The organism is Exiguobacterium sp. SH0S7 (genome assembly GCF_004337195.1).
GTDB classification, from domain to species: Bacteria; Bacillota; Bacilli; order Exiguobacteriales; family Exiguobacteriaceae; genus Exiguobacterium; species Exiguobacterium aurantiacum_A.
In genome coordinates, this window is record NZ_SJVA01000018.1 from 17,865 (window position 1) to 38,228 (window position 20,364).

Genomic DNA, 20,364 nt, shown 5'->3' on the forward strand with positions numbered 1-20,364 from the left:
GATGGTGCGTCGCGTCGAGGCCACCCCCGCCACGCTCGCGCTCCTCGAGCAGTTGATTGCGAAACACGGTCCGCTCCTGTTCCACCAGTCGGGCGGTTGCTGTGACGGGAGCTCACCGATGTGCTTCCCGCAAGATGAGTTCATGATTGGCGATCACGACGTCCTGCTCGGAGAGATCGGCGGCTGTCCGTTCTATATCCACGAGAAGCAGTATGAGTATTGGAAGCACACCCAGCTCATCATCGACGTCGTCGACGGCCGGGGCGGCATGTTCTCGGTCGAAGGCGTCGAAGGAAAACGGTTTTTGAGCCGTTCCCGCGTGTTCACAGACGAGGAGCGTGCCGAGTTGCAACAGTCTTGATTGTTTTTTTGACCAGTCATCTTAACAGATGGCTGGTCTTTTTTGTGATTCACCGTGTACTTTTCAATTTCTTATTTCCAATAATCCCCAAAAATCACTCAATCGTTTCTCGTCATCTTGTATAGTGAACGTAGATAAGAAGGGAGAATGATGATGAGCCAATTATTAAACGAAGTACTTGGAAGTGTATTCGTCGCATTACTCAGTTTTGCCGTCCCGCTTTTTTTGATTTGCGGGACAATCGTGTACACAAAAGTAAAACGGTATAAACAAAGTCAATATTTTGCTCAGACCGGTCATCGCTACATCAAAGTCGTGCAAGATATCGGATTATATGGAGAGTACCGCTGTGTTGCTGAACTTGAGGCGCGCCGACTCGCCCCGCTCATCTTGACGAACCTGTATTTGCCTCATCCAACAAAACGTGACCGGACGACAGAAGTCGATGTGGTGTTCATCGATGAGAGCGGTGTTCACGTCATCGAGTCCAAAAATTATAGCGGTTGGATCTTCGGACGGGAACAAGATCGACAGTGGACACAGGCTTTATCCAATCGAAAGAAGTTTAAATTCTACAATCCGATTAAGCAAAATGAACTCCATATGCGGGCAATCGAACAGCTACTACATCTCGATCGAAGCTATTTACACTCCTGGATTGTCTTCAGTGACCGCTCTACGTTGAAGCGGGTTGAGTCGTCTAGCGTTCCTGTGTTGAATCGAAAAATATGGGCGAAGCAAATGATGGCCTCTCGTGAACCTCGATTGACGGCAGCTGAACGGATTGAAGTGTATGAACGACTCCTTCCTTATATGAATGCGAGTATCGAGGTCAAGGAAGCGCACATCGACGCCATCAGGCAGACAAAATCTCCGCTCGGTTAATATAAGAATCAGCCTAAAAAGTCCCGCTCAAACGCTTGAGCGGGACTTACTTTATTTACTCTGCATTTTAAAGCGCAAGTACAACTCGTTGTAATACGCGTTCATGCGTTTGCCTAAGTTTTCGTACACTTCAAGCTCATCTGTCACGTCTTTAGACGGATAGAACCGTTCGTCCGATGTGACTTCTTCATCTAAAAATTCAAGTGCTGCTTCGTTCGGTGTCGAATACCCGACATAATCGGTATTCCGTGCCGCGATTTCCGCATCGAGCATGAAGTCGATGAATTGATGTGCCCCTTCAATGTTTTTAGACGTGCTCGGGATGACGAGGTTGTCGAACCAAAGATTTGTCCCTTCTTCCGGGATGACGTACGTCAACTCTTCGTTCTCGTACATGATCTCAGAAGCGTCACCCGACCAGACGACGGCTGCGGCTGCTTCACGATTGGCCATGAGCATTTTGATTTCATCGCCGACAATCGCTTTAATGTTCGGCCACAGCGTTTCGAGCTTCGCTTCTGCCTCGAGCAGTTCATCACGATCCGTCGTGTTGAGCGAATAGCCGAGCGAGTTGAGACCGAAGCCCATCACTTCTCGTGTCCCGTCCGCTAGCAAGATATCATTCTCGAGCGGCATGTCCCACAAGTCGTTCCATGATGTGATCTCACCATCGACGAGCTCAGGATTGTAGACGATCCCGACCGTCCCCCAGAAGTAAGGGACCGAGTACGTGTTGCCTGGGTCGAACGACTTGTCGAGGAAGCGTGGGTCGATGTTATCGAAATTTTCGAGTTTGTCGTAATCGATAGGCAAGAGCAGATCGTCTTCGATCATCTTACTGATCGCATAATCGGACGGGACGGCGATATCAAACGCGGTACCGCCTTGCTGGATCTTCGTCAGCATCGCCTCGTTCGAGTCGAACGTTTGGTAGATGACTTTGAGTCCGGTCTCTTCTTCGAATTCGCCGATCAAATCTTCATCGATATAATCACCCCAGTTGTAGACGACGAGTGTGTTATCGCCGCCAAACCCTTGGGCCATGTTGATTTGATACACCCAAACCAACAAACCAAAACTGACGAGGAGCGGCACCGTCAACATGATGACTAGTTTTTTCATCGTCTTACCTCCTTCGCACTCCGTTGTGCGAGTACGTAATAACCGAGGACGAGTATGAGCGTGAACACGAACAAGAGCGTCGACAAGGCGTTGATCTCAAGTGAGATACCTTGGCGTGCCCGTGAGTAGACCTCGACGGCAAGCGTCGTGAAGCCGTTACCTGTGACGAAGAACGTCACCGCAAAGTCATCGAGTGAATACGTCAGCGCCGTGAAGAACCCTGCGAAGATACCTGGCGTGATATACGGCAAGATGACTTTCGTGAGCACGTCCCACGAGCTCGCTCCAAGGTCACGCGACGCATCGATTAGTGTCGGGCTCATCTCTTGAAGCTTCGGTAACACTAAAATGACCACGATCGGAACCGAGAACGCGATGTGCGCCAAGAGCACCGAATAGAAACCGAGTTGAATGCCGAGCATCGTGAACAAAATGAGGAACGACGCTCCGATGATGACGTCCGGGCTGACGATCAAGACGTTGTTGAGCGATAAGAGCGACGTCTTCGTGAACCGTTGCCGTGCCGTATAAATGGCAAGCGCCCCGATGACACCGAGCACGGTCGAGATGGTCGCCGACAAGAGTGCAATGACGATCGTATTCAAGACGATGACGAGCAAACGGGTATCTGTGAACAACGATTTATACCACTCGAGGGTGAACCCTTCAAAGTTACTCATCGTTCCTCCACTGTTAAACGAGTAAAACACTAAATAGAGGATTGGTGCGTACAGAATAAAGAACACCGCAATCAAATACAGATTCGCTAACTTGAATTTTTTCTTCTTCATCGACGCACCGCTCCTTTCGCGCCCCAGTCACGTGTGATGACCATGACGAGTACCATCGCCAAAATCAAGAACACAGCGATTGTTGACCCCATGCCCCAGTTTTGCGTGACGAGAAATTGTTGTTCGATCGCCGTCCCGAGCGTGATGACACGGTTTCCGGCAATGAGGCGCGTAATCATGAAGAGCGACAACGCCGGAATGAAGACGATTTGAATCCCTGACTTCACCCCGTCGAGCGTCAATGGAAAGATGACGCGACGGAACGTCGTCCAGTTCGAGGCACCGAGGTCACGCGACGCGTAGACGAGCGACGGCGGCAGCTTCTCGATGGCGTTGTAGATCGGCAAAATCATGAACGGGATGAAGATATAAACCGAAACGAACACGAAACTGAAGTCCGTGAACAAAATCTGTTTCGTCCCGATGCCGATCGCCTCTAAAAATTGGTTCGTGATGCCGTACGTTCCAAAGATACCAAGGAACGCGTACGCTTTCAGTAATAAGTTGATCCATGATGGCAAAATGATGAGCAACAGCCAGAGTTGCTTATGTTTCGTTCTCGTCAATAAATACGCGGTCGGATACCCGATGAGAAGCGAGAAGGACGTGATGAGAAACGCATACCAGAACGAAGACAGTGTCATCGTCAAGTAAGTCGATGTGAAGAACATCTGATAATTCTCTAAACTCAAGTTCCCTTCGATATCAAATAATGAGTAGTAGACGACGAGGAGTAGCGGCGCGATGACGAACAGCGCAATCCATATCCAGTACGTCGTCAAATAGACCGTCTTGGCGGTTTGACTAGTTTGATTCATGGGCGACCTCCTCATACGATTCGAGACGACGGTCAAACTCTTCTTCGGTCTCGCCTAGACGCATGACGTGAACCGCTTCGTCATCGAACGTGAGCCCAATTTTCGACCCGACGACTGATTTCTTCGTCGAATGGACGAGCCACTCGTTGCCTTCTTGGTCGTAACAGCAAATCTCGTAATGGACGCCACGGAACAGTTGTGAGTCGACATCGACGACGAGTTTCGCCGCGTCGACCGACGTCATCTCCAAGTCTTCTGGACGGATGATGACTTCGACTTTTTCATTGCGGTCAAACCCTTGGTCGACACAATCGAACGTTTTCCCGGCAAACGTGACAAGGTGATCTTCAGGCATAACACCAGGAACAATGTTCGACTCCCCGATAAAATCAGCGACGAAGCGGTTGATCGGCTCGTCATAAATGTCTGTCGGTGTCCCGCTTTGAACGATCTCCCCATTGTTCATGACGAAAATCTCGTCAGACATGGCGAGCGCTTCTTCTTGGTCGTGGGTAACGAAGATGAACGTGATGCCGAGACGCTGTTGAAGTTCGCGCAACTCGTACTGCATCTCGGTCCGAAGTTTAAGGTCGAGCGCTGAAAGCGGCTCATCGAGCAAGATGACTTCCGGTTCGTTGACGATGGCACGGGCGATGGCGACGCGTTGACGTTGTCCGCCTGACATCTCATCGATTTCACGTGACTCGTAGCCTTTCAAGTTGACGAATTTGAGCGCTTGTTCGACTTTTGTCTTGACGTCCGCTTCTTTCATCTTCTTGATGCGCAAACCGAAAGCGACGTTCTCGTATACGTTCAAGTGCGGGAACAAGGCGTAATCTTGAAAGACCGTGTTGACTTGTCGTTTGTTCGCTGGCACGTCGTTGATTCGCTTCCCGTTGAACTCGATATCACCTTCTGTCGCATCGGTGAATCCGGCGATAATCCGCAGAATCGTTGTCTTTCCGCATCCCGAAGGACCGAGCAGCGTGTAAAATTTTCCACGCTCAATTTCAAAGTTAATATTTTCTAAGACGACAGTATCGTCGTACCGCTTCGACACGTTGTCAAAACGAATGATCGTTTCTGGGTTCATTTGGTTTCCTCCCTTGTTATAAATACGAATGTGTGGCGACGACGAGACACTCGCTTGCGCCATCAAAATCGTTGACGAGCTGATGCGCGTCTGAAGCGACGTAGTACAACGTCTCGCCCGGTTTGGCGAAGTACGTATGGTTCCCGAGCTTGAGGGCGACGCGGCCGGACAGTACGTAAACGAACGTCTCCGCGCGTGACGGCTCGTATCGTTTGAACTCCCCTTGTTTTGAGAACGTGAGAAGAATCGGTTCCATCTCTTTCTCATTGGATTCTGGGATGAGCCACTCCGTCCGGTATAGCCGATTCTCGTCGACATATATCGTGCGGTCGTCCTCCGTATAGACGACTTTTTGATTAATTTCCTCATCGAAAAACTCTTTTGGCGAGCACCCAAGCACTTCTAACAAGTCGAACAGCGTCTCCAGCGAAGGGGAACTCAAATCACGCTCGATTTGGGAAATGTAGCCTTTACTCAAATCGGTACGTTCCGCCAACTCTTCTTGGGTCAACCCTTTTTTGACGCGGAGTCGTTTAATGTTTTGACCGACTTCCAAACTGTGTTCCTCCTTCCCTTTCCAAGGAAAGTTTAGTGATACATGATACTTACTAAAGAAAGTTTATAAATACTCAACTCTAAAGCAAACAAATAGCGACTTTTATTATAACCAACTGTACCACGTTTGCAAGCAAAAAATCACGCAACAATCGCGTGATTTTTTAGTGGAGATCCCGTTTCGAAATCAGGTGTTTGAATTTTTCATTTTTCGTTTGAAATAAGTGCAATTGCGCCCCGTACGCATCGATTTGTTGAACGACGTATTGGAACGACTTTGCCTCCCCTGGGTACGCTTCACCAGCGCGGGCGAGTGTCGTCTCAAAATCTTCCCACAACACCTCGACCCACGTTAACGCCTCGTCTTCATTCAACAAATCGTTCTTGTCTCTTAAGATTTCTGCCAACCGCTTGTATTGATCTGATCGGTTCATACGCGCACCTCCGATAGCTCAGAGAGCGGGATCGCATGTTCCATCGCTTCTCCTTCAAACGTTCCCCAACCCATGACGCCGTTGACAAACTTCAATCGGAACGGACGATTATTGTAGGTGACGATATACGTCGTACCTGGCTTGAACGATGCCGGATCAATCAAATAACTCTCCGCGATGGCGATGCGGCGCAGCACGACCTCAATCTCACTCACCATACCCATCTGTTCGGCTTTTCGTTTCCGCTCATGCAAGTCACGAATTTCTTGCTCGAGCTCATACTTTGATAATGCACTCAACCGTTTTTCCATTTCGTTCACCTCACTTGTAGCGTATCAGATTTTCCGAGTAAAAGAAAAAGGCGAAACTGAATAATGTTCAGTTCGCCTTGAAGTTATAAAGCGGTTTAATCAGTTGATCAATCGTGACGGCCGGTTCAATATAGCGCACAATCTCTTTCATCGATTTATAGACGAACGGCGATTCATCAATTGTCGACTTCCGAACCGAGCTCGACCAGACGCCTTCCATCGATTTTTTAAATTCGTTGAAGTCGACGCGTTTTCGTGCCGCTGAGCGCGACATGATGCGCCCGGCGCCATGCGGACCTGAGAAGTTCCAGTCCGGGTTGCCTTTTCCCGTACAGATGAGCGACCCGTCACGCATGTTCATCGGGATGATGACACGCTCTCCGACTTTTGCGGAAATCGCCCCTTTTCTGAGGATCATGTCGTCGTGATCGATATAGTTATGCACCGTATCGAACTGATCGACGACGTTCCAGTTCATCGCTTCGACGATGACATCGGTCATCGCACGACGATTCTCTGCTGCATACTGTTGCGCGATACGCACGTCATGCATATAGTCGTCCATATCCGTACCTTCGATATAAGCGAGGTCTCGCAATCCTTGTTTCGCCGCCTTCGCGTACTCGAGATAAGTTTGAATATCACTTTCGCGTCCAGTTTCTTTCAAACGCTCGATCTCATTCTGTACTTCTGTCGTATCCATCATATGACGGATCGCTCGCTGCTGATAGTGTTCTGCAATTTGGACACCGAGGTGGCGTGAACCCGAATGGATGACGAGAAACGTCCGTCCATGATCATCACGGTTCACCTCGATGAAATGATTGCCCGAGCCAAGTGTTCCGACCGAGCGTAACGCCCGGTCTAGCTTATACGGGGCGCGAACGTCTTCTAGCGGAATCTTTGACGCGTATGAATGCGCCGACTCCCGGATGTTCATCCCACTCGGAACAAGTTGACGAATCATATCGTCAAGTTTTTGAAAGTCGGTCCGCTTCACATTGATTTCGGTGCAAAGCATGCCACACCCGAGATCGACACCGACGAGGTTCGGTACGATTTTGTCATGAATCGTCATCGTCGTCCCGACGACCGAGCCTTTGCCGGCATGCATATCCGGCATGATTCGAATCGCTGCCCCTTCCGTGAACGGTTGGTCGACGAGCGTTTGAATCTGTGCGCGCGTCATATCGTCAATCCGTTCATTGAAGACTGTAGCTTGATTATATTTGCCGATGATCTCCATAACGTCTCCTTTCTCAGCTGATCACTTGCTGTTTACTTTGCAACTCATGCATCCGGGCGTAGACGCCGCCGTCAGCGATGAGTGACTGGTGATTCCCACGCTCGATGATTTGACCGTGGTCGAGGACGAGAATTTGATCGGCCTCACGAATCGTCGACAATCGGTGCGCGATGACGAACGTCGTGCGTCCGTACGTGAGCGTCTTCAGCGCGTCTTGGATGAGCGCCTCTGTCTCTGAGTCGACACTAGCCGTCGCCTCGTCAAGGACAAGGATGGCCGGGTCGAACACGAGCGCCCGGGCGAAACTGATCAATTGTCGCTCTCCACTCGAGAGTGAAGCGCCGCGCTCAATGACCGGCTCGTCGAGTCCTTGCGGCAACTGCTTGACGAACCGGTCGGCACCGACCGCCGTCAACGCTTGCCAAATCCGTTCATCAGGAATGGTCTCATCACCGAGCGTCACGTTCGTCCGAATCGAGCCCGTGAACAAGAACGGGTCTTGCAACACGATGCCGAGATGGTCCCGAACGGCTTGCGTCGGAAGTGTCGTCACGTCTACCCCGTCGATGCAAAGTTTTCCTGACGACGGATCATAAAAGCGCATGAGCAAGTTCATGATCGAACTCTTACCACTACCGGTGTGGCCGACGAGTGCGACCGTTTCACCAGGTGCAGTTTGAATGTCAATCTGTTGTAACACTGGCTTTCCAGCCTCATAGCTGAACGTCACGTTGTCGAACACGACTTCGCCATTAAAGCGCGGAATACGTTCAGACGAGACGTTTTCGCCTTTCTCGTCGAGCAGTTGGAACATTCGGTCCGCCGAAACGAGCGCTTGTTGGAGCGGTGACAACTGGTTCATAATTTGCGTCACCGGCTCGAAAATACGGGACACGTAATCGATGTAGGCGTAAAGTATCCCGAGCGTGAGCACACTGCCCGTTCCAAGCGTTTGCGCACCGACGACCCAAATGAGGAGTGCGAGTGCCATGTTGCGGAAGAAGTTGACCAAGTTGTGCGACATAAGGGCGTCGAGCTTCAACAGTTTCCGGCGTGTCTGGAAGTTGTCGCTGTTCTTGACATCGAACTCATCATAGACGAGGTCTTCACGCACATACGATTGAATGATCGGCATCGTTTGGATGCTCTCGTTCAATTGTGCGTTCATATCGGCGACGAGCGCCCGGACTTTAAAGTTGTTCCGGGTCGAGAGACGCTGGAACAACTTCACCCAGACGATGACGACCGGGATGATGATGAGCGAGACGAGTCCGAGGCGAACGTCTAGGAAGAACATGGCGATCAAAACACCGATCATCATGACGATGCTTTGGAAGACGCGGGCGAGAACGCCCAAATACAAATCACGAATCGTCTCCGTATCGTTTGTGACCCGGCTGACGATTTTCCCGATCGGCGTCTGGTCAAAGTAACGGACTGGAATCGTCTGCAAATGCCGCATGACGTCAAGGCGCATCGTCTTGACGATTGTATGCGCCGAACGTTGCAGGAGCATCTGTTGCCCCCAGTTGAGACCTGCTGCGATGAGCAACAGGACGACGTAGATGGCAGATAAGACGAGGACGGCCCGAAGATCCGTCTCATAAAACTGGAAGACGTCGGTCGAAGACAACGGCACGATGTTGTCGTACGTCGCTGTCTCCTCACTCCGCGTGATGGTCAAGACACCGTTATCGACTTCTCTGACCCCACCGCTCATGACGGCGTCCGGTACGAGATAGTAGCCTTCGGTCGTCTGAACGATCGAGACGGGACGGACGACGTCTTGCCCGTCCAACCGCGTCTCTTTCTCATAGTTATTGCCGTCAAACGAGACACTGCCCCCGGCCTCGACTTGAACCCAGTCGCGCTCGATGGCGACGATATGGTCATCGATGATGATTTTTGCGATATACGGTCCCGCAAGTTCTGCGCCGACCGCTAAAAAGAGTAGGATCAACCCGAGGAAAATCGAGCGCTTCACTTGTTTGGCATAGCCAACGAGTGAGTGAATCGTCTTTTTCCTGCGGACCGGATCTAATTCGTGTTGATCGATCATAAGAGATTCCCCCTTTCGTACGGATTACTCCGTCTCTCCTTGTCGATTGAACTGTTCGAAATACCAACCATGCTGTTTCATCAGTTGGTCATGTGTGCCGCGTTCAGTGACGCGACCGTCTTGCAAGACAAGGATTTGATCAGCGTGGGAAACGGCAGACAAGCGGTGCGCGACGATGAACGTCGTCTGTTCGGCACGGCTCGTCCGGACCGAATCGATGATTCGGGCTTCCGTTTTCGCATCGACCGCCGAGAGCGAATCGTCGAGCAATAAAATCTCTGGGTCTTTCAAGAGCGCACGCGCAATCGACAGACGTTGTTTCTGTCCGCCTGACAGCATGACCCCTTGCTCGCCGACGACCGTATCGAGCCCGTTCTCTAAATGCTCGATATCGGTATCAAACGCCGCAAGCCGAATCGCCGTCTCGAGGTCGGCTTCGGTCGCGTCATCGGCCCCGAACAAGATGTTGTCGCGGACCGTCTTCGAGAACAATAGATGTTCTTGTGACACGTAACCGCTCCAACCTCGTACCGTGTCGAGTTTAATTTTGTGAACCGGGATCCCGTTGACGAGCAACGAGTCGTCGATTGGATATTCGCGGATCAGCTGACGCAGGAGCGTCGTTTTGCCGGCCCCGGTCGGTCCGACGATTCCGATCGTTTCTCCGCGTGATACGTGGAGTACGATGTCTTCGAGCGACGGGCGGCTCGCACCCGGATAGCGGAACGATAACGATTTGAAGGTGATCTTCTCTGGCACGTCGACTTGCACCGTGCCGTTCGAGACGACGTCCGGCGCTTCGTTCATCGTCGCTTCAATCCGCTCTAAGCTCGCCGTCCCGCGTTGGACGACGTTGATCAACTCACCGAACGCGTACATCGGCCAAATGAGCATCCCGAGATAAATGTTGAACGAGACGAGTTGACCGAGCGTGATGTCATTCGTAAAGACGAGGTACGTCCCGAACGACAAGCCGATCAAGTAACTCAAACCGACGAGCAGTTTGATGACCGGCTCGAACAAGACGTCGATTTTGGCGACGTGCATGTTTTTCGCCATGACGTCGTCGGTGATCGTATCGAACTTCTTCGTATCCGCTTCTTCTTGCACGAACGAACGGATGACACGAAGTCCTGAAATCGATTCGACGACTTGGTCGTTCATGACGCCGAACGAATCTTGCGCCGCGGTGAAGCGAGCGTGAATTTGACGGCCAAGCTTATTCATCGACCAGGCAAGTAACGGCATCGGCAACAGTGCCGCAAGTGTCAATTTCCAATCGATGAACACCCCCATGATTGTCAATGCGATCAGTGTCATGTTGAACGAATCGACGAGCGTCATGACACCGAAACCGGCCGTCCGTTCAACCGCTTTCAAATCATTCGTCGCGAGCGCCATCAAGTCCCCGGTGCGGTGCTGTTGATAAAATCGCGGCGTCTGTTTGAGCAAATACCCGAAGAATCGGGCCCGCAGTTTTTTCTCGAGCAGGAACGCCGTCCCGAATAGACGCGCGATCCACAAGTACGATAAAACGTACGATAACACCATGATGCCTAGCAGTGAGCCGACGATTGTGATGAGCCGTTCCGTCGTCAAACTTCCTTCACGGATCGCATCGATCGCTTGCCCGATAATCCATGGCGGGAGCATATCGATGACCCCGGTAATGATGAGCAAAATGATCGCAATGACATACGTTCGTTTCTGCCTCTTAATAAACCAATCCAATTGTTTAATCAGTTTCACGACTGACTCCCCCTTCCGTCCTTTCCGAGCACGCAAAAAAGCGCACTCCACCTGATTGTGCAACCAATCGGATGAAGTACGCTTGAAAGTCTTCAGTCATTTGCATGGTCAGGGAAAGGACACTACCCCTATCCAGCTGCCGTGTTACGCAGTCAAATACGAGTAGCCATATGATGTTGTGTGTGTGCGTTGTAGTGTAGTCAAGTACTTCATCATGCTGGCTCCTCTCTCTTCATAGTTTGAAAATCTACTAAAACCTTAGCAGACTGTTCAGAAAATTGTCAATATTTTTTTGTAAAAATATTGTAACTTGTTTCAGTTTAAGAAGAACGTCGCGAGAATCATCCCGACGATCCCTGTTGCCGTCACATAGTAAATCATCGGCATGAGCGTGTAGCGGATGATCGTTCCTTCTTTACCGAGCAGACCCGCGACCGAAGCGACCGCGACGACGTTCAGCACGCAGATCATGTTACCAGCGTTCGCGCCGGCCATCTGCATCGACAAGGCGAGCGTCTCACTCATCCCGACCGAATCGGCGACATTTGTCGTCAAGCTCGAGAACATCATGTTCGAGAACGTGGCCGAGCCCGATACGAACGCTCCAAGCGCCCCGATCCATGGTGCGACAAGCGGCCAAACGCCACCGAACGTGTCCGCTGCAGCCGTCGCGAGTTCGACTGGCATCGATGCGAGTCCAGCTCCGCCATTCTCTGAATGGATAAAGATTCGAACCATTGGAACTGACGCCGCAAGTGTAATTAACGTTCCGCCGATGCCGAGTGTCGTCGCTTTAAAGACCGACGTCACTTGCGACCAACTCATATTGTGCAAGAAGAACGTCGCAATCATCGTCAAGATGAACATGAACCCTGGTGAATAGAACGGCTCCCATGACGTCGAGATTCCTTCTACTCCTAAAATGTTCGGGAGGTCGATCCGGACACTGCGCGTCAACTCGTTCAAGAACGGGACCGTCCGTGTCAAGATGAGGAAGATCGTCAAAATCAAGTAAGGGGCCCATGCTTTCCACTGCGGAAGTTCACGTTTCCCTTTCCCGACCGTCGGCTGTTCAACCGGTTGGTCGAGCTCGTCGGCGTAACCGTCAAACGTCCAAACCCGTTTTGGCATGAGAATACCTTTTCGTGCCATTGCGACGAGAATCACAAGACCGGTCAAGCCACCGAGCATGCCCCCAAATTCAAATCCGAGGATGAGCGTCCAAATGTAAGCCGGAACGCTGTAGACGAGAGCCGCCACAAGGGCGATCGGCAACACTTCGAATGCAGGTTTGACCGACTTCGCTTTACTAAAGAATCGAGTCAGCATCAAAATCAAAATGAACGGGATAAAAAGACCAACAAACATATCGATCAATACCGTCTGTAAGACGACACTTGTTAAAAATTCGATCGATTCCGGTTTGCTCACATCGAGCGAGAGTCCGTTACCAATCCCGATTAAAGCCGGTGTCCCGACTGCACCGAACGTGACGGCCGATACGTCGGCCGACAAGGCGATGACAACAGCTGCGATTGGCGGGAAACCAAGTGCAATCAATAGCGGGGCCGCCACTGTCGCCGGTGTCCCAAAGCCTGAAGCACCTTCAATGAATGAAACGAACAACCAGCCGACGATGAGTACTTGAATCCGAGGATCCGGTGTGATGGTGACAAAGCCGGAACGGATGGCGTTCATACCGCCGCCCTCTTTCATCGTATTCATCATCCCGATCGCGCCATACACGATCCATGCTGCCGTGATTGCGATGACGATTCCTTGTAACACCGCCGCTGTAATGCGGGTTGCATCAAGTTCCCAGACGAAGAACGCAAGTAGCGCCGTCAACAGGAGCGAGAGTGGCATCGCAACCGATGCTGGTAAACGCATAATAACCAATAATACAAGCACAGCCAAAATTGGCACAAGTGCTGTAATCCATTCAAAAATCGTCAATGTAGACCCACCTTTTCAGATTTTTTCCCCTGCCGTAAATGAATTTCCCGTTATGTCTCTTGTTCAGCGAGTCGTTCTAAAGTCCGGTCAATCACCTCATACGGAAATCCTTTGCTCCGAAGCTGCATCTTCATGCGCTGTTTCCGCTCATATGGGGCATATCCGTTATACTTCCGACTCAGTTTTTCAGCCTGCTTCAAGCAAGCTGTAAGCTCGACGTCCTCATCCTCGTTTTCCCAAAACGTAAGGATCGCCTCTGAAATGATATCAAACGAAAATCCTCTTTGCACCAGGGTTTGTTGAATTCTTTGTTGCACTTCTGTGGCGGAACGGCGATTTGTTTCCATTTGTTTCCTTTTTACGAATTTCCCGGCTTTTTCGAGCTGATCTTCGTACGAGATCGCAGCGATAACCTCTTCGATGATTTCAGGTGTGATTCGAAGCTGGACCAATTCCCGCTTGATTTTGCTCGGCCCGCTCGGACTCGTATTAAACTTTGTCTGGGTGTAGGCTTTAGCGAATTCAGCATCGTTCAAGTAGCGTTGTTCAATCAATCTGTCAATCACGCGCTTGATGGCCGCCTCATCTATCTCTTTCTTCACGAGATAGTCACGGACCTCTGAAACGGCACGCATTCGGTACGATAAATAATTGACGGCTGCTTTGTATGCTTTCTGTTCCTCTTCGGCTTGGAGGACATCACGGACAAAATCGTCTTCAAGTTCCATCCCTTTCGTCAGTCCATATTTAATGAAGACGTCTAAATCGATGGCGAACGCGAACTCTTCTTGCCCATCTTTCTCGATGAAGACGTTCAAGCGGTCCTTGTTTTTCTTTTGAGCCGTAAACTTGCTGATTTTCATGAAACCCCTCCTTTTCCTGCTTCTAACATATCACGTTCCCCTTTTCAGAAGGATTTTTGATAAGTTAAAAGAAAGGGTATTTATACTAACTAGCTATTGTATTTACCGTTATCATACCCGATTTGAAAACGCTTCAAGAATAATGGAGGGATTCACATGAAAATTGCAATCACCGGTGGTACCGGATTGATCGGCCGGCCGCTCGTTCGGGCGCTAGCCGAGGCCGGTCATCAAGTCGTCGTCTTGACGCGCCATCCGCGCCCACGTCAAGGAGGCATCTCGTTCGTCGAATGGTTGACGCCAGACAGCCATCCCGAGACCGAACTCCAAGATGTCGACGCCTTTATCCACTTGGCAGGAGCCTCCATTAACGACGGACGATGGACGCACAAACAAAAACAAGCCATCCTCCAAAGCCGTATCGATGGGACGAAAGAAGTCGTTCGCATCATCAAAAACATGAAGCAGAAACCGGACGTCGTCATCAGCGGGTCAGCAATCGGCATTTACGGCGAAGACCGGTCGATCACTTACTCGGAATCGACACCGCTCCCGGACCGGACCAACTTCTTAGGAAATGTCTGCGTCTTATGGGAGAAAGAAATCGCGCCTGTCGCCGACATGGACATTCGTCTCGCCACGATGCGAACAGGTGTCGTCTTGTCGAACGACGGCGGCGCGTTCCCGCTCATGAAGCTACCCTACACGCTCGGTGCCGGCGGACGGCTCGGTTCCGGAAAACAGTGGGTCCCTTGGATCCACATAGACGACCTCGTCCGCTTATTCGTCTACATCATCGAGACCGATTCGATACACGGACCGGTCAACGGGACGGCGCCGACACCAGTGACGATGGACGAGTTCGGGAAGACGCTCGGACAAGTGATGCATCGACCGCACTGGGCCCCGGCTCCTTCCCCAATCCTCAAACTCGCACTCGGCGAAAAGAGCGTGATCGTACTTGAAGGTGCCAAAGTCGTTCCGACAAAAGCACTCAATCACGGCTTCCGTTTTCGCTATGAGACGTTAGAACCCGCACTAAAACAACTACTGCATTTGACTTGAAAGGAGACAGCTCGTGAGTAATCTATTAATTCGTAACGCCCATATTTACCCGATCACCGCACCAAACTTTTACGGGGATCTCCGTGTGAAAGACGGAAAAATTGTCGAAATGGCGGACTTGTTAGATCCAACGGACGGCGAGACCGTCATCGAGGCGGAAGGGAACTTCCTGTTCCCCGGTTTCATCGATGCCCATACCCATCTCGGACTGTATGACGAAGGGACCGGTTCTGTCGGGAATGATGCCAATGAGACGGTTGAAGCGATGACGCCGCACGCGCGGGCCATCGACGGTGTTTATCCGCTCGATGAAGGCTTTCGGGAAGCGCTCATGGCCGGTGTCACGGCGGTCCAAGTCATGCCGGGCAGCATGAACGTCATCGGCGGAGTGACGAGCGTCATTAAAACGCATGGTCGCTTTATCGAGGATATGGTATTGCGCCGGTATGCCGGCTTGAAACTTGCTCTCGGCGAAAACCCGAAACGAGTCCACAGTATGGGGAAATCCGGTGAATTGACCCGCATGGGAATCATGGGACTACTGCGCGAGGCGTTCCGGACCGTCGATTCGACGAAGACGATCGGTACGTTCGGGAGTCAGATGATCCAACTCGCGCTCGACCGGAAAATGCCGGTACGTGTCCACGCCCACCGCGCCGACGACATTCTTTCGGTCGTCCGTTTCGCTCAAGAGTTCGATCTCGATTACCGGATCGAACATTGTACGGAAGGTCACCTCGTCGCGGAGAAGTTGCGTGAACTCGGCGTCAAACATGTCACCGTCGGACCGACGTTCACCCGTAAATCTAAAATCGAACTTCAAAACAAAACGTGGGAGACATACCGCATCTTGCATGAACACGGTATGATCGTCTCGATCACGACCGACCATCCATATACCCCGGTCCAATATTTGAATCTATGCGCCGGTCTCGCCGCCCGTGAAGGCCTTCCGGTCGACATCGCCCTGCGCGCCATCACGATTCATCCGGCCCAGTCACTTGGAGTTGATGACCGCGTCGGATCACTCGAGGTCGGTAAAGACGCCGATCTCGTCTTGTGGAGTCACTTCCCGCTCGACTACATGTCGAAGCCGATCATGACCATCGTCGACGGCCGTATCGTCTACTCGACGGATCGCTCGAAAACCCATCATGAAATGTGAGTAAACCCAGACGTGAAAGCGCTCTTTTATTTTTTTTGTGAAGTTACATTTTATTTGCTTGCTTTTTCAAAAAAAGTCTATAAAATAATCTTGTAACTCATAAAAGAGAGCAGCCAAGGCAAGTTCGAACAACGTAGCCAGAAGTATGCTTTCGTTACAACTATTCTTCAGCGGTCTGAACTAGGAGGAGGAATGTAAAGGTGCTCAAATTTCGTGAGCTTACCGACTGCGCGGAGTTGTTCGAACTGATGCAACACCCAGATGTCTTTCCATATGTCCGTCAAAAGACGGTCCACTTTGACGAGTTTTTATTTAGCACGAAGCAAATCATCGAGCTAGAAGAGCAAGGAAACATCATCTCACGTACAATTACGAACGAGTTCGGTACCCCGATCGGGACGATCAGCTTGTTCGACGTGGAAACCGGTTACGGCTTCCTCGGTACGTGGCTTGGCAAACCGTACCATGGGAAAGGTTACAATCAAGTCGCGAAAGAAACGTTCTTCTCAGAGCTGTTCTTCGACCTTGATATTGAGAGTGTATTTTTAAAGATTCGCAAAGCAAATGAGCGTTCGATCGCGGCGGCGGCAAAACTTCCTTATGCGTTTTGCGCCGACGAGATCCGGCCCGATTTGTTAGCAGAAATTAATAGCGGTGACGTCGAATACGTTTTGTATGAAGTGTCGAAGTCGAGCTTCCAGCTGTACTTGCATTCACTTCATGCGCCTGAATTCGATCATTCGTACGAAGCCCAACTCGAAGCATAAGCCAATTCTGACAAAGAATTGGCTTTTTTGTGGCGTTTTTGTGTGGATTTGTTGAGGACAACTTTACGACAATGAATAATTCTGTTCTAATTCGAAGAGATAGGTATGATAGAAGTATGAGGGAATTATCACATCCTTCGTTAACCGGTTTGTAAAGGAGAATGCCAGATGATAGAACCAGTATTTCGAATCTTAGTGACCGACGATGAGGAACAGATGCGAGAATTGCTCGTTTCCAATTTAGAAAAAGAAGGCTATGAGACGGTCACCGCCACGAACGGGCTTGAGGCGATCGACTTGTTAAAAGAACAGTCGTTCCACCTCGTCTTGCTCGACGTCATGATGCCCGAGCTTGACGGTCTGACCGCCTGCATGCGTATCCGTGAGTTCTCGAACGTCCCGATCATCATGCTGACGGCCCGGTCTGAAGAACTCGACCGGATTCACGGATTGAAGATCGGCGCGGACGACTACATCACAAAACCGTTCAGCCCGCGCGAACTGCTCGCCCGAATCGAAGCGACACTTCGGCGCACGCACAACTTCTCAAAAGAACAAGAAGCCACGTTCGACGCCGGTGTCTTATCAATCGATATCGAAGGCCGCGCCGTCAGCGTGAAAGGCAAAACTGTCAACTTGACGCGTAAGGAGTTCGACCTCCTCTACTTGTTCATCACAAACGAAGACAAAGTGTTCTCTCGAGAACAGCTCCTCGACCAAATTTGGGGTACCGAATACCACGGCAACCTCCGGACGGTCGACACGCACATTAAAACGCTCCGTCTCAAGCTCGGCGAAGCCGGTGGCTACATCCAGACCGTCTGGGGGATCGGCTACAAGTTCGAGGCGAACGTATGAAGCAATACACGATCCGGAAGCGGATTTGGATCACCATCTGGACGGCCAGCCTCTTCTCTGCGTTCGTGTTCATCATCATGACGTTTTACTTGTACGACAAGTTTTACATTCAGACGCAAGAAGAACTGCTGATCAACCGCGGGGAGAAACTCGTCACCATCTATAAGGCGGACGGCTTCTCCGACGCGTTCGCTGACAGCATGACGTACACGAATGAACTGACCGAAACGAAAGTATTCCTCTCGTCCGTACGGGAAGATAGTCTCGGCTCCGGGAAGACGTTTTTACGCGAACAAGATCTCGCTCGTTTGCAAGACGGCTACGCCATCTCGGTCACGCGCAAGCACCCGACCGAGGATGTCGATATTCTCATGTCCGCGTTCCCGCTCATCCGTGACGGCGAACTCGATAATGCCCTCATCCTCTATATGGAGCTGAGCAAAATCAGTGAGCCGTTCCAACCGATCCGGCTGATGATCACGTTCTTGCTCATCTTGATGATTGTCAACTTGCTCATTTTCGGGACGCAAATCATCGACACAATCATTCAACCGCTCATCCAAATGAAACGCGCTTCCCAAGTGTATGCCAAAGGTGACTTCTCGCACCGCATCCCGATCGATTCCGATGACGAGATCGGTGACTTGGCCGAGACGCTCAACCGGATGGCCGAGTCTCTCGGACTCGTCGAGGAGCAGCGCAAAGAATTTTTGGCTAACGTCAGCCATGAGCTCCGGACCCCGCTGTCTTACATTCGCGGGTATACCGAGATGCTGCAAGACCCGACGCTCGACGAGAAGACGCAAGCCCAGTATTACGACATCATCGAGAACGAGACGGAACGGTTGCAACGACTCGTCAACGATCTGCTCGACCTCGCCCAGCTCGAACGCGATTCGTATCCGATGACGAAAGAACCGGTCGTGTACTCACAAGTGCTCGAAGACGTGTTATACCGGTTTGAACCGATCGCGCGCGCGAAAGGTGTCACCATCGAAGCGGATCTCGACTTCGACCTCATCATCCTCGGGGATCACGATCGCCTCGAGCAAGTCGTCGGAAACTTACTCGATAACGCTCTTCGTTATACGGATGCCGGCAAGTCGATCCATGTGAGGACGTTCGCGGAAGAGAACTATGCCGTCACCGAGATTCGCGATGAAGGCCGGGGCATCCCGAAAGAGGATCTCGATCAATTGACGAAACGTTTCTACCGCGTCAACAAATCGCGAACGCGTGAAGACGGCGGTACCGGACTCGGGCTCGCCATCGCCAAGCACATTATGGAACGCCATGGCGGCTCGATGCATTTCACGTCCGAAGTCGGCAGCGGAACGACCGTGTCGCTTGCTTTGCCACTTTTGCCAGACGATGAAGACATATAAAAGAGGCAGCCGCGGCTGCCTCTCTTTAAATATCTTTACCTTTATAGGTGTCATCTGATTCGTTCATGAGCCGCTCTCGTTCGGCGTGTGTCTGCGGGAACCCGTTCGCTTGCCATTCGGCCCGGTTATTCGAGTCGAGTTGTGTCAATCCTGCTTCCGCCTCGTCTTTATCGGAATCGACACTTTCCATCTTGTCCATCTTGCTCCACGTGTTATCGTCTTGGTCTTGCGTCAACAGCGCCGCGACTTTCGGCGCGACGAGTGCAGCACCGGCCACACCGAGCACAATCCCCATCAATACTTTCTTATCCATCCAATACCCCTCCTTAGTCACTATGCACAGATAATTCCACTGTTCCCGAAACTTGAAACACTTTTCTAAAGCGTTTACACAAAATCAGGAAGTGGAATAACACTCAAAGAAGGAGGCGATGGAGATGAAGAAGCATGAACAACCGTCAAAACGGCCGTTCGATAATCCGGACGCCGTCGATACGGACAAAGAGAGCATCTTTGACCAAGAAGGCATGGAGACGGTCGACCCGATCCCGGTCGAAGAGCTGAATCAAAAAGTGAAAGACGAGAAACGAAAGCGCCACTCAAAAGACGATTCGGTCAGCGAGAAAAAATATGACGGCAACAAATAAGGATGCGGACAAAGTTGTCCGCATCCTCAGGCTGTTGACGAACCAAATCGCCCATCGCGATTTGGTTCGTCTCTTTTTGTGTTCATCGAGCTCGAGGCGCTCTGCCCGGCATAAAATTGAAGAAATGCTATGTAGACGGTCTTTTTCGGCCAACAGGTTGGCCAATTTCTTCATGTTTTGTGCGGTGGCTGCCACCAGGTTGGCGCACTGGACCTTCTCGGTCCCCCGGTAGAA

21 protein-coding genes are annotated in these 20,364 nt (G+C 51.1%); 8 read left to right on the top strand and 13 right to left on the bottom strand.

Annotated features, from left to right (window positions below; translation table 11 throughout):
- The first annotated feature begins 1 nt into the window (after position 1).
- Positions 2-361, top strand: coding sequence for a DUF779 domain-containing protein (locus tag EVJ22_RS14520; protein WP_071399186.1), 360 nt, complete (start codon positions 2-4; stop codon positions 359-361).
- A gap of 153 nt (positions 362-514) precedes the next feature.
- On the top strand, positions 515-1,246 hold the full coding sequence (locus EVJ22_RS14525) for a nuclease-related domain-containing protein (RefSeq protein WP_131444194.1): 732 nt from the start codon (positions 515-517) through the stop codon (positions 1,244-1,246).
- A gap of 51 nt (positions 1,247-1,297) precedes the next feature.
- Here EVJ22_RS14525 and EVJ22_RS14530 read toward each other — a convergent pair whose 3' ends face one another.
- The 12 genes from EVJ22_RS14530 to recX all read right to left on the bottom strand — a co-directional run bounded on the left by EVJ22_RS14530 (position 1,298) and on the right by recX (position 14,243).
- Positions 1,298-2,368, bottom strand: coding sequence for an ABC transporter substrate-binding protein (locus EVJ22_RS14530; RefSeq protein ID WP_131441085.1), 1,071 nt, complete (start codon positions 2,366-2,368; stop codon positions 1,298-1,300).
- On the bottom strand, positions 2,365-3,159 hold the full coding sequence (locus EVJ22_RS14535; RefSeq protein ID WP_070328954.1) for an ABC transporter permease: 795 nt from the start codon (positions 3,157-3,159) through the stop codon (positions 2,365-2,367). Before EVJ22_RS14535 ends, EVJ22_RS14530 begins: the two co-directional genes overlap by 4 nt.
- Positions 3,156-3,977 carry an ABC transporter permease gene (locus tag EVJ22_RS14540; RefSeq protein ID WP_131444195.1) on the bottom strand — a complete coding sequence of 274 codons (822 nt, stop codon included), beginning with the start codon at positions 3,975-3,977 and terminating at the stop codon, positions 3,156-3,158. The genes EVJ22_RS14535 and EVJ22_RS14540 overlap by 4 nt, the downstream gene beginning before the upstream one ends.
- Positions 3,964-5,070, bottom strand: coding sequence for an ABC transporter ATP-binding protein (locus tag EVJ22_RS14545; protein ID WP_131441086.1), 1,107 nt, complete (start codon positions 5,068-5,070; stop codon positions 3,964-3,966). The genes EVJ22_RS14540 and EVJ22_RS14545 overlap by 14 nt, the downstream gene beginning before the upstream one ends.
- Before the next feature lie 16 nt (positions 5,071-5,086).
- Complete coding sequence (locus tag EVJ22_RS14550) at positions 5,087-5,626, bottom strand: helix-turn-helix domain-containing protein (RefSeq protein ID WP_131441087.1); 540 nt, start codon at positions 5,624-5,626, stop codon at positions 5,087-5,089.
- 163 nt (positions 5,627-5,789) lie between these two features.
- The gene (locus EVJ22_RS14555; RefSeq protein WP_131444196.1) at positions 5,790-6,059 is read right to left on the bottom strand and encodes a YfhJ family protein; all 270 of its coding nucleotides are present in this window, start codon (positions 6,057-6,059) and stop codon (positions 5,790-5,792) included.
- Complete coding sequence (locus EVJ22_RS14560; RefSeq protein WP_070328949.1) at positions 6,056-6,370, bottom strand: YfhH family protein; 315 nt, start codon at positions 6,368-6,370, stop codon at positions 6,056-6,058. The genes EVJ22_RS14555 and EVJ22_RS14560 overlap by 4 nt, the downstream gene beginning before the upstream one ends.
- A 67-nt stretch (positions 6,371-6,437) precedes the next feature.
- Entirely contained in the window at positions 6,438-7,616 is a 1,179-nt protein-coding gene (locus tag EVJ22_RS14565; RefSeq protein WP_131444197.1) for an RtcB family protein, read from the bottom strand.
- A 13-nt stretch (positions 7,617-7,629) separates the two neighbouring features.
- A complete protein-coding gene (locus EVJ22_RS14570) occupies positions 7,630-9,675 on the bottom strand; it encodes an ABC transporter ATP-binding protein (RefSeq protein WP_131444198.1) in 2,046 nt (681 codons plus the stop codon).
- 24 nt (positions 9,676-9,699) lie between these two features.
- Positions 9,700-11,424 carry an ABC transporter ATP-binding protein gene (locus EVJ22_RS14575; protein WP_070328946.1) on the bottom strand — a complete coding sequence of 575 codons (1,725 nt, stop codon included), beginning with the start codon at positions 11,422-11,424 and terminating at the stop codon, positions 9,700-9,702.
- Between the two features lie 315 nt (positions 11,425-11,739).
- The gene (locus tag EVJ22_RS14580) at positions 11,740-13,380 is read right to left on the bottom strand and encodes an L-lactate permease (protein ID WP_084813054.1); all 1,641 of its coding nucleotides are present in this window, start codon (positions 13,378-13,380) and stop codon (positions 11,740-11,742) included.
- A gap of 50 nt (positions 13,381-13,430) precedes the next feature.
- A complete protein-coding gene (gene recX, locus EVJ22_RS14585; protein WP_071399179.1) occupies positions 13,431-14,243 on the bottom strand; it encodes a recombination regulator RecX in 813 nt (270 codons plus the stop codon).
- Between the two features lie 156 nt (positions 14,244-14,399).
- Between recX and EVJ22_RS14590 the strand changes: the two genes are divergently transcribed.
- The 5 genes from EVJ22_RS14590 (at position 14,400) to EVJ22_RS14610 (ending at position 19,483) form a co-directional block, all read left to right on the top strand.
- A complete protein-coding gene (locus EVJ22_RS14590) occupies positions 14,400-15,308 on the top strand; it encodes a TIGR01777 family oxidoreductase (RefSeq protein WP_131441090.1) in 909 nt (302 codons plus the stop codon).
- Positions 15,309-15,321: 13 nt separating this feature from the next.
- Positions 15,322-16,473: an amidohydrolase gene (locus EVJ22_RS14595; protein ID WP_071399177.1), complete on the top strand. Its 1,152-nt coding sequence runs from the start codon at positions 15,322-15,324 to the stop codon at positions 16,471-16,473.
- 200 nt (positions 16,474-16,673) lie between these two features.
- On the top strand, positions 16,674-17,240 hold the full coding sequence (locus tag EVJ22_RS14600; RefSeq protein WP_070328980.1) for a GNAT family N-acetyltransferase: 567 nt from the start codon (positions 16,674-16,676) through the stop codon (positions 17,238-17,240).
- Positions 17,241-17,408: 168 nt separating this feature from the next.
- Positions 17,409-18,098, top strand: coding sequence for a response regulator transcription factor (locus EVJ22_RS14605; RefSeq protein WP_071399174.1), 690 nt, complete (start codon positions 17,409-17,411; stop codon positions 18,096-18,098).
- On the top strand, positions 18,095-19,483 hold the full coding sequence (locus EVJ22_RS14610; RefSeq protein WP_131444199.1) for a sensor histidine kinase: 1,389 nt from the start codon (positions 18,095-18,097) through the stop codon (positions 19,481-19,483). Before EVJ22_RS14605 ends, EVJ22_RS14610 begins: the two co-directional genes overlap by 4 nt.
- 25 nt (positions 19,484-19,508) lie before the next feature.
- On the opposite strand, the gene EVJ22_RS14615 is transcribed toward EVJ22_RS14610, so the two are convergent.
- The gene (locus EVJ22_RS14615; RefSeq protein ID WP_071399173.1) at positions 19,509-19,796 is read right to left on the bottom strand and encodes a hypothetical protein; all 288 of its coding nucleotides are present in this window, start codon (positions 19,794-19,796) and stop codon (positions 19,509-19,511) included.
- Positions 19,797-19,920: 124 nt separating this feature from the next.
- On the opposite strand from EVJ22_RS14615, the gene EVJ22_RS14620 reads away from it, so the two are divergent.
- Positions 19,921-20,130, top strand: coding sequence for a hypothetical protein (locus EVJ22_RS14620; protein ID WP_071399172.1), 210 nt, complete (start codon positions 19,921-19,923; stop codon positions 20,128-20,130).
- Positions 20,131-20,364: the final 234 nt, after the last annotated feature.

What these genes read in the sequence shown, in the direction of transcription:
- EVJ22_RS14525 (WP_131444194.1), top strand. Translation starts at nt 515, where the DNA reads ATGAGCCAATTATTAAACGAAGTACTTGGAAGTGTATTCGTCGCATTA.
- EVJ22_RS14545 (WP_131441086.1), bottom strand. Translation starts at nt 5,070, where the DNA reads ATGAACCCAGAAACGATCATTCGTTTTGACAACGTGTCGAAGCGGTAC.
- EVJ22_RS14615 (WP_071399173.1), bottom strand. Translation starts at nt 19,796, where the DNA reads ATGGATAAGAAAGTATTGATGGGGATTGTGCTCGGTGTGGCCGGTGCT.
- EVJ22_RS14535 (WP_070328954.1), bottom strand. Translation starts at nt 3,159, where the DNA reads ATGAAGAAGAAAAAATTCAAGTTAGCGAATCTGTATTTGATTGCGGTG.
- EVJ22_RS14605 (WP_071399174.1), top strand. Translation starts at nt 17,409, where the DNA reads ATGATAGAACCAGTATTTCGAATCTTAGTGACCGACGATGAGGAACAG.
- EVJ22_RS14520 (WP_071399186.1), top strand. Translation starts at nt 2, where the DNA reads ATGGTGCGTCGCGTCGAGGCCACCCCCGCCACGCTCGCGCTCCTCGAG.
- recX (WP_071399179.1), bottom strand. Translation starts at nt 14,243, where the DNA reads ATGAAAATCAGCAAGTTTACGGCTCAAAAGAAAAACAAGGACCGCTTG.
- EVJ22_RS14555 (WP_131444196.1), bottom strand. Translation starts at nt 6,059, where the DNA reads ATGAACCGATCAGATCAATACAAGCGGTTGGCAGAAATCTTAAGAGAC.
- EVJ22_RS14540 (WP_131444195.1), bottom strand. Translation starts at nt 3,977, where the DNA reads ATGAATCAAACTAGTCAAACCGCCAAGACGGTCTATTTGACGACGTAC.
- EVJ22_RS14560 (WP_070328949.1), bottom strand. Translation starts at nt 6,370, where the DNA reads ATGGAAAAACGGTTGAGTGCATTATCAAAGTATGAGCTCGAGCAAGAA.
- EVJ22_RS14570 (WP_131444198.1), bottom strand. Translation starts at nt 9,675, where the DNA reads ATGATCGATCAACACGAATTAGATCCGGTCCGCAGGAAAAAGACGATT.
- EVJ22_RS14620 (WP_071399172.1), top strand. Translation starts at nt 19,921, where the DNA reads ATGAAGAAGCATGAACAACCGTCAAAACGGCCGTTCGATAATCCGGAC.
- EVJ22_RS14590 (WP_131441090.1), top strand. Translation starts at nt 14,400, where the DNA reads ATGAAAATTGCAATCACCGGTGGTACCGGATTGATCGGCCGGCCGCTC.
- EVJ22_RS14565 (WP_131444197.1), bottom strand. Translation starts at nt 7,616, where the DNA reads ATGGAGATCATCGGCAAATATAATCAAGCTACAGTCTTCAATGAACGG.
- EVJ22_RS14610 (WP_131444199.1), top strand. Translation starts at nt 18,095, where the DNA reads ATGAAGCAATACACGATCCGGAAGCGGATTTGGATCACCATCTGGACG.
- EVJ22_RS14530 (WP_131441085.1), bottom strand. Translation starts at nt 2,368, where the DNA reads ATGAAAAAACTAGTCATCATGTTGACGGTGCCGCTCCTCGTCAGTTTT.